Origin of the sequence: Vibrio sp. 10N.286.48.C11, from assembly GCF_041469805.1 — a bacterium.
GTDB classification, from domain to species: domain Bacteria; phylum Pseudomonadota; class Gammaproteobacteria; order Enterobacterales; family Vibrionaceae; genus Vibrio; species Vibrio crassostreae_C.
The window spans coordinates 62,927-71,336 of record NZ_JBFRLK010000018.1; the positions used below are offsets into that span (position 1 = coordinate 62,927).

An 8,410-nucleotide genomic window follows, 5' to 3' on the forward strand; every position below is an offset into this window, starting at 1 on the left:
TCAATGAGTCTTCATACAGCCAACTTCAGTAGGCTGTGATAATTAAAACATCACTATTTTTAGAGGTTTACTTGGAACTCGCAAGGTACAGGGAATAATGGAAAACCCGTAAAATAATTTCTAAATTTTTCCAATTATGCAAAGTTAAGCCGCCAATTTATTGTGGAGCCAGCTCTTAGCAAATTTGAGATCTTTCTCAATCAGGCTGTGGCTACAATCTAATAGTTCACAGATCTCTTGATGCTTTAGGCCAATGTAATATTTTAATTTCAGCACATTAGATTGTCGTGGATAGCGTTCCGTAAAATCCATCAATGACTTCTCTAACTCAATGCGTTTATCAAGGGGCAGGTATTCAATCGAAATTGCATTTTCTATGCGCATTAAATTGCCCTTTTTTCTTTTATCAGCCTTCAACGCCCAAGAGTCATTAATGAGAATATGCTGCATAGCTTTAACGGACATCAAAAAAAAATCTCGCGTCCCTTCTATCTCACCCTTCCCAACGGAGCCAATCTTCAAGTAAGCCTCATGAGTCAATGTCGTCGTAGAGCTCGTATCTATCAAAGGCTCATTAAATACCTCTGCACATTTATAACGTCGTAATTGAGCTAACTCTTTAAGCCGATAGTAAGCAAAACGATACAATTCAGCTTCAGACTGCTTGCAACCATGTTGCCATTGGTAAATAAGAGTAGTAAGCCCCTTGTGCTCCTGAATTTTTTTTATGGTCGACAAAATTTAACCTTTTAAAACAATTAAATGGGAAGTCACAACAAGTAAACCAATAGGTTCATGTCTTCTGTGGCAATCCAAGAATCGAATAATTCCTCATCCAAAAAATATCCGCCTTCTTAGAAGCCGGTTTTGCTTTATAACCCCCAAGAAGGGGGCGTCCGCGCTATCAATTCTTCAATAACTGCAGTTGTTGTTCATACTCTATGTCCTGTTTATCTTGATGTCGTACATATCGCCGAATGACTTCTTCATTCACACCAACCGTATCTGCAAAATACCTCTAGCCCAAAAGTAATTTCCCCACAGTTTCTTACGTTTATGTGGGGATTTATTGAAAAGTCTAATTGCTATTCGACCCTTTAAAACTCCTAACAAACTCAAGACTGATAACTTGGGAGAAACAATGACAGAAAGATGAACATGATCTGGTTGAACATTTAACTCTAAAACCTCGCAGTCTTTCACATTGCACAAGATATGGATTGAACGATAAAGCTCCTTTCCACCCTTATCTTTCAAAATCTTATATCTGTACTTTGGGTCAAAACTATATGGTATTTGCAACGCCAATAGACATATGATGAATTTCTGTAATCGCCCATGTGGTTGTTTCCTCTTACTTGTGATGAATAAGAGATTACTTCTAACATGAGCACTTCTCGAGGCCATAGCCTCAAGCAACAATCACCACCGACTAGGGCGGTGGTTTTAAGGAACTACTAAACCGTCACGATCATTTGAATTAACGTCTTCAACGTAAACGTCTAGGTCAACGATATTCAGATTTCGAGAGTGAATAATTTCATCCCAATCAAGTAAGGTATGGCTTGATGGGTAAGCCATTGATGTGACATCATATATAACCGAATCAAGTTGCAATTTTTGAGCACTAAGATTGTGCGTCTCTATAGAGAAAGCCACTAAAAATGCGGTCAATATCGTAAGAAAGAAAGAAAAATACACGGATGTGGTAGGATAACGTTGAATAAACTTAATCACTTTATGAACGTTATTATTGTTACGATAATTTAATGGATAACAACGCCTTACATTTTCGATATCATTTGCTAAAGCACGAACACTTTGATATCGACGAGAACGGTTTACGTTAGTCGCATGTTGATGTACTCGAATTAAATCTCTAGACGCTATTTTATCTGGAAACATCTTCTGTAGGATCCGCCCTAAAGAGAACACGTCAGACCTTTCGTCCAAACTTTCACCTGTGAGTTGTTCTGGACTAGCATAAATTCGACTTACCGCTTTAATGGAGTTGAGTGAGTTATCAGGCGAACAACTAAGAGTTTGAGTAAGATTGAAATCAATAACCTTAGGTTCTCCATGAGCATTTATGAGTATATTTTCAGGTTTTAGGTCAGCATGTAGAACTTTCAACTCATGCGCATACTCAATAGCAAGGCAAATATCTCGAAATAACGTAAGCTTTTGGTCATAAGAAAGTGAATTAGTAGACAGATATTCATCGAGTAAACAGCCATCAACGTACTCCATTACTATATAAGCAACTCCTTTATGAAGACCTGCGTCATAAACCTTCGTAATATTGGAATGATTGAGGTTTGCCATGATTTGAGCTTCGTTGAAAAGTTTGTCTTTGCCTAAAATATTAAACGCTTCGGCGTTAAAAAACTTAACTGCGTAGTTATGCTCAAACAAATGGTCACGCCGTGAAGCAAAATAAACCATCCCGAAGCCACCTTTACCTAGTTCATGTCCAATAAGGTAACGATCATCAACTATTTCGTTTTCAAATGATTGAAACGCAGGCACCGAAGAGGATAAATGGATATCTAACAATTGAGTCAAACACTGTTGTTCATATGACAAAAGTAAATCGGAAACTCTTCGAGCCATTTGCGGTGAAACATGGCTTAGCTCCGAGAGTCTTGACTGCCACTCTTTCGGATCCATATCAATCATGCGATAAAAAACTTGGGTACTACTGAGGTCTGGATTCATTTCTAGTGCCAGTAACAATTGCTACTCATCTTATATAATACAATACCAACCTACTTACATAGCCTAGAAATGAATTGATACAGTTTTCGATGATTAGACACTAATAAATAATGTATACATTGAAGGTGGCGATATTTCAGGCGTTAACGTATCACATCTCAATAAGAAAATTAGATTGCCCTCAAATACAAAAAAACTGACAATTTGCTAGTGCTTTTCGCCACTCTCTTGCTTGGAGAGGATGCATGGGAATTGGCACCCACTCTGCATCTGGTAATAAAGAACCACCTTGAGCGTGACAGCTCAGAAACATTTCTTTCAGTTCATATTTCAAACTCCCGGAAACGTATTCGCCAGCGAGCTTATCTTCTTTTACGGCAAACCATTCCACGGCGAAATCACCAGCGAACTCAGGTAAGTAAGCTTCTTGCTCTTGTTGGGTTAGAGGTTCATTACACTTAGGTGCTGGATGCATACTGTGTCCACCACTAAGTGCCTGTTCTGAAGTGATAAAACCTTGCAAATCATGTTTAGATTGACGCAAAGCCAATGCGGAAGATGCCCGCGCTACATAATCATTTGAGTTTTCAACACGTTGTAAAAAAAAGCGTTTTTTTATCTTTATCAACTTCAGGGAAGTAACGATCAACCAACAAAGAAGCAGCCTGAGAAAACGGTATTTGTGATAATTCATCTAGCTCTCGAAGCTGTACTTTTCCACTATATCGATGACGACCTGAGGCTGATACATAGGTAAGAGGAATCTCTAATTGCCCATGACCGTTCAAATCAACATGAATACTGTTGTCCTTAATTTGATAATCAGATGTTTCAAGCAGCAAGCTATTTAGGAAGTAACGGAATCCACCACTAACGGTAAGATCTGATGTCACTTCCATTTCTAACTGGTTAAATAACGCAATGAAACGGCTATCCACATCTGGGTAACGTTGTGCGGTTTGAGAAGGTACGAATACCATCCCACCCGAGCCTACTGACGTCGCTTGATCATAGATAGTCTGACTAGCATCAAACGACTCTTGAGAAGCATCTAATCCAAATGTTGCAGAGACAGACTCAAACTGTTTAATTAATGCTAACTTCGCACCAAACACAGATGTGTTCTGCTCAGAGGCACCGTAGAGCGGGTATATGTTACCTGGCAAAGGCGATAGAGAGGCTCGCGTTATCGTTGGGAATGGGAAGAAACGAATAGACTCATCACGGTAGTAAGCTTGAGCTAACAATTGGCCACCTAACACATCGGCATGACTGTATTGAGCATTAACCATGTATCTTTCTGTGTTTGGCTGTTCATCCAGTTGCAAGCCTTTACGCGTCTCGATCAATGAAGCATTGAAAAGGCCGCCCAAGTTTGCTCCAAGATAGGTAGAATACTCCGAGTCTTGCTCGCTATTGTAGTATTGAGCGCTAACAGACAGTGTTTGCTGCTCATCAAACGAGTATTCAGCGTTTGCCATCACATCTATTGTGTCATTGAACTGCAAATCTGTTTGAGTAATATCAGGGCGAACGATATCACCATTTGCGTCGTACACACCGCCAGTTCCACTATACGCAACTGAAAGTCTGCCTTTCAGATCGCCATGTCCACCAGAAACCGCAACCGCAATTTCTTTTGCCAAATCGTCACTGTTGTTGAAGCCAGAAGATGCACCAACTCTCGTTTCAAATGTTAGCTCATCACTCTCCGCTTTTTTCGTGATGATGTTGATGATACCGCCAGCAGCACCGGCACCGTATACTGAAGTGGCTCCTGAAAGCACCTCAATTCGAGCAATATTGAAAGGATCAATACTATCCAATTGGCGGCTAATGTTTCGTGTTGAGTTCAGCGATACACCATCGATCATAAATAGAGCCGTACGACCACGTAAATTCTGAGAGAAGTTAGTCCGTGCGTCACTACCAAAATCAAAGCCCGGAATAAGTTGACCAAGAGCATTCTTGAGATCTGCACCAGTATTTATGACTTTTTCTAGCTCTTGCTGGTCAACAACCCACATGGTTGCAGCAACATCCGAAATAGCCGTTTCAGCTCGATTAGCGGTTACAACAATGGTCTCTGTATCAGAAGCGTGAGCAAGGTTAGCAAAAACCAATAACGCAATTGGGCTAAGCTTAGCCATGCATCGAGTGGTGGTGTTCATATCGTTAGTGTCCATTCTTATTAATTAGATTATTAGTAGGTGTGTGCTTGTTCCAATTCCGACGATGAATTAAGCCGCAACACACAATAGATTAGAGAGACAGAAATAAGCCCGATCAAAATAGAGAGCAGCCATTGTTGATTAAGAAACAATGCCGCAAACCCTGTCCCTAGGATGTGCCCACTTGTATAAGCTCGAGTTAAATACCCGCTAAGATTTGATTGCATTAAAGTATCGTTTTCACTTTGAAGTAATCTCGCGGTATACCAAGCCGGTAAACCTGCGACGGCTAAGAGTAGCCACACAAGTGAGCCCCCGAGCCCCCACCAATTCATCCCAAACATGACTAAGGTTGCACTGCCAATAATTAGACTAGATAACAAGATACCCATAAAGTGATTGGATTGGTGTTGACTGAGAGATGGTATAAAACGAAGTTGATACACCACGAGCAAAACGCTCATCGCAAGCATCAGCGACGCATAAATGTCGGTCCCTTTCTCCCCTTGATATCCATGTAGAGATAAGAACTGTAAAACAAAGAACTGGAATACCGCGACCAAGGCCGTGGTAAGCAGCGCGGCAGTAAATGCAAAATAATGCATTGGTTTTATCGAATATTTCTTAGAAGTCGAATTGACATTTTTTTCCACTGCCCAGCATCACAGCGAGTGAAAAATAACGGCAAGACCATGACGATAGGAAGCAGAAGTAAGTAGCCAAACTCCATAGGAAGAAAGACCAAACTTGGACCAACGAGTCTTCCGAGCGTGAGAGCACTACTTAAGCGAGAAAGTGCCGCAGGTGTCGCGTCATTTTTTAGTTGCTAACAAAGTTTGAGATAGAGGAAGAAACGCGCAGCTAAAGGCGCCAATCAAAAATCGACTTCCGCCTAAAAGCAACAAATTCGGTACGTCCCCTAAGATCAAGGCAACAAACGTCAAGCAAGAGAAAGCATAGCCAAATGCAGCTAATTGAAACGATTTTGTAAAGCCAAGCTTACTGACAACAGCTCCCCAACGGCTGGCACCAAGCCAGTAACTGACAAGGTTCATGTTTACGGCAAGCACCAGCCCCCCCATCGAGGCGTTAATATCAGATGCTTCAAGCCAACCTGACAAAGATGGAATAGCAGCAACAACCAGAGTCTGGTTGATACCAAGCGATATCAATACCAGATAAAAAGTCGACTTCATAATGATCAATAATGCAAATGATAATGATTGTTAATATAACCGTCATTTATGTTGTGATGTGTCAATAATATTATAAACTTAAATTCATTTTATAAATAATAATCACCATTTGGTTTATTAAATAAATCAACTTACTAACGGATTGGACACAATGACACCGAACTCTTGGCTAACTGTTAATCGCTCTCTGTGCGCGAAAATCATCTCTGAACTTCACTACGAAGAACTTCTAGAGCCAAAGAAACAGGACAGGGTTTGGTTTTTAGAAACCAAAAATGACAAATGGTACTTTGAAGCCAACATCACAATTTGGGGGATGCTTGAAATCGCCAAAGACAGTGTAGAATGCGAAAGTGGTAAAGCACCTTTAGCATATCAATTACTTATTGATTTAAATGAACATTTAACAATATCTGACATCAACTTGGCTAACCTGCTTGAAGAGGTCCAGCAAACCCTTTACAGCGATATGTTCAGAATGAAAAAGCTAGAAGGAATGACAGCTGACGATTTAACTTCCATGAGTGAAATTGACCGTCAGCAATATATCGATGCACATCCAAAAGCAATTGCTAACAAGGGTCGTCTTGGTTGGGGTGCCGATAATTTAGAACAATACTCCCCAGAGTCTGGTAATCCATTTCAATTGCGTTGGTTGGCCATTCGTAAATCTCAATGCGAAGCTGGAATTGCCCAGTCGACAAGCTACGATAGCATTCTAAAAAACGTTCTTGGTGAGGCGGAATTCGATCAATTAAACGCAAAGTTAGGGGCTCAATATCAAGATTTTTGGCTAGTTGCCATTCACCCTTGGCAGTTCCAACGATTTCTAACCAGTCAGTATGCTTGCTTGTTTATGAACGGTGATATCGTCGATCTCGGTCTAGCTGGAGCAGATTGGAAAGCTCAACAGTCCATTCGTACACTCAGCTCACCTTCTGAACATATTGCTTACGACGCTAAAACCGCTTTAAGTATTCTCAATACTTCTTGTTATCGTGGCATTCCAGGAAAATTTATTGTTCAAGGACCTGAGCTATCTTCTTGGCTAGATAAACTCACGAAAACGGATGAAACATTAAAAGCGGCTGGCTTACATGTTCAACAAGAAGTCGCTGGCTTTTATGCTCCCCACCCGTTTCAATCACAACTTGAGCAAGGACCTTATCGATATCAAGAGATGTTGGGGGTGTATTTGGCGTGAGCGTGCTGAGCACATCATTGCAGAACATAAACGTCCAATCACTATGGCTGCTTTGATGCAAGGAGACCTCAACGGAAAGCCTTTAATTGGTTCTCTAATCGATGCATCAGGTATCACCATTGAGCAATGGCTAGAAAAACTGTTTAACCATGTCGTGGTTCCACTCTACCATTTGATGTGTAAGTATGGCGTTGGTCTTGTTGCACATGGACAAAACATCACTCTAGTTCTAGAAGACAATATACCTTGTGGTTGTATTATCAAAGACTTCCATGGCGACTTAAGAATCGTCAATCAAGAGTTTCCCGAGTTAAACTCGCTTGACGGATCTATCAAAGAAACCCTCACACGATTACCGCCACACTATTTGGTCCACGACTTATTAACCGGTCACTTTGTTACGGTGTTGAGGTTTATTTCTCCGAAAATCGCAGCGTTGGGCTTCGAAGAGGTAGACTTCTATCGCTTATTACGCCGTGTCATTCAGGCGTATAAAGAACAACATTCACACCTTGAAGAGAGGTTTAATCAATTTGATTTGATGACTCCACAAATCGATAAAATTTGCATAAATCGAGTCAGATTTAAGATTGGTTATGGGGATACGAACGAAAGACCACTGCCCGATATTGGAAAGCCAATTAATAACCCACTCATGCAATAGCTAATGTTTTGGTAGCCAGAGGAGCTATCGCAAACTTTGAAGCGACAAGTTAAGATTTATTTGCCCACTTAATTGACCTCTGAGCGTGGGCTTTTTTCACTTTGCCATACCTGTAGATTCATCGTTACTTGACCATATACTTAACCACAAAGGCCAGAAACGACAAAGGCCTGACAACTTAAAAAGTTATCAGGCCTTATAAAATAATGGCACGCCCTGAAGGATTCGAACTTTTATATTAGGTTAATATCACACCCAACCAATGAGTGAGTGAGTGGAGATCCCACTCAAATATAAGTCATACCTAGAGTTTCCATATACAAACGTAGGCAATCCTACAGATCTTGTCAAATGCACCATTGGTGCAATAAGGACTACCTTTTGGTGTGCCATGATCATTATTTCGAATGCTGACTCGGAAACTATTTGCAAGAATCCTAAATCGAGTAGGAGGAGG

8 protein-coding genes and 1 pseudogene are annotated in these 8,410 nt (G+C 40.7%); 2 read left to right on the top strand and 7 right to left on the bottom strand.

Annotated features, from left to right (window positions below; all coding sequences use genetic code 11):
• Positions 1 to 144: 144 nt before the first annotated feature.
• From AB4209_RS06320 to AB4209_RS06350, 7 genes and pseudogenes are all read right to left on the bottom strand, one after another.
• Positions 145 to 738 carry an ECF-type sigma factor gene (locus AB4209_RS06320; protein ID WP_017095020.1) on the bottom strand — a complete coding sequence of 198 codons (594 nt, stop codon included), beginning with the start codon at positions 736 to 738 and terminating at the stop codon, positions 145 to 147.
• 166 nt (positions 739 to 904) lie between these two features.
• Positions 905 to 1,340 (bottom strand): annotated as a pseudogene (gene tnpA / locus AB4209_RS06325) (IS200/IS605 family transposase).
• 106 nt (positions 1,341 to 1,446) lie between these two features.
• A complete protein-coding gene (locus tag AB4209_RS06330; RefSeq protein WP_372055195.1) occupies positions 1,447 to 2,718 on the bottom strand; it encodes a serine/threonine-protein kinase in 1,272 nt (423 codons plus the stop codon).
• A gap of 181 nt (positions 2,719 to 2,899) precedes the next feature.
• Positions 2,900 to 3,412: an IucA/IucC family protein gene (locus AB4209_RS06335; RefSeq protein ID WP_372055197.1), complete on the bottom strand. Its 513-nt coding sequence runs from the start codon at positions 3,410 to 3,412 to the stop codon at positions 2,900 to 2,902.
• Entirely contained in the window at positions 3,306 to 4,889 is a 1,584-nt protein-coding gene (locus tag AB4209_RS06340) for a TonB-dependent receptor (RefSeq protein ID WP_372055199.1), read from the bottom strand. Before AB4209_RS06340 ends, AB4209_RS06335 begins: the two co-directional genes overlap by 107 nt.
• Positions 4,890 to 4,921: 32 nt before the next feature.
• Positions 4,922 to 5,542 (bottom strand): hypothetical protein, encoded by a 621-nt coding sequence (locus AB4209_RS06345; RefSeq protein ID WP_372055201.1) that lies wholly within the window; start codon positions 5,540 to 5,542, stop codon positions 4,922 to 4,924.
• Positions 5,543 to 5,701: 159 nt separating this feature from the next.
• Positions 5,702 to 6,085, bottom strand: coding sequence for a hypothetical protein (locus AB4209_RS06350; protein ID WP_372055203.1), 384 nt, complete (start codon positions 6,083 to 6,085; stop codon positions 5,702 to 5,704).
• A gap of 151 nt (positions 6,086 to 6,236) precedes the next feature.
• Here AB4209_RS06350 and AB4209_RS06355 point away from each other — a divergent pair, with 151 nt between their 5' ends.
• Together AB4209_RS06355 and AB4209_RS06360 are read left to right on the top strand one after the other, a co-directional pair.
• Positions 6,237 to 7,289, top strand: a complete 1,053-nt coding sequence (locus tag AB4209_RS06355; RefSeq protein ID WP_372055204.1) for an IucA/IucC family siderophore biosynthesis protein — start codon at positions 6,237 to 6,239, stop codon at positions 7,287 to 7,289.
• A gap of 55 nt (positions 7,290 to 7,344) precedes the next feature.
• Complete coding sequence (locus AB4209_RS06360; protein ID WP_372055206.1) at positions 7,345 to 7,953, top strand: IucA/IucC family C-terminal-domain containing protein; 609 nt, start codon at positions 7,345 to 7,347, stop codon at positions 7,951 to 7,953.
• The last annotated feature ends 457 nt before the right edge of the window (positions 7,954 to 8,410 follow it).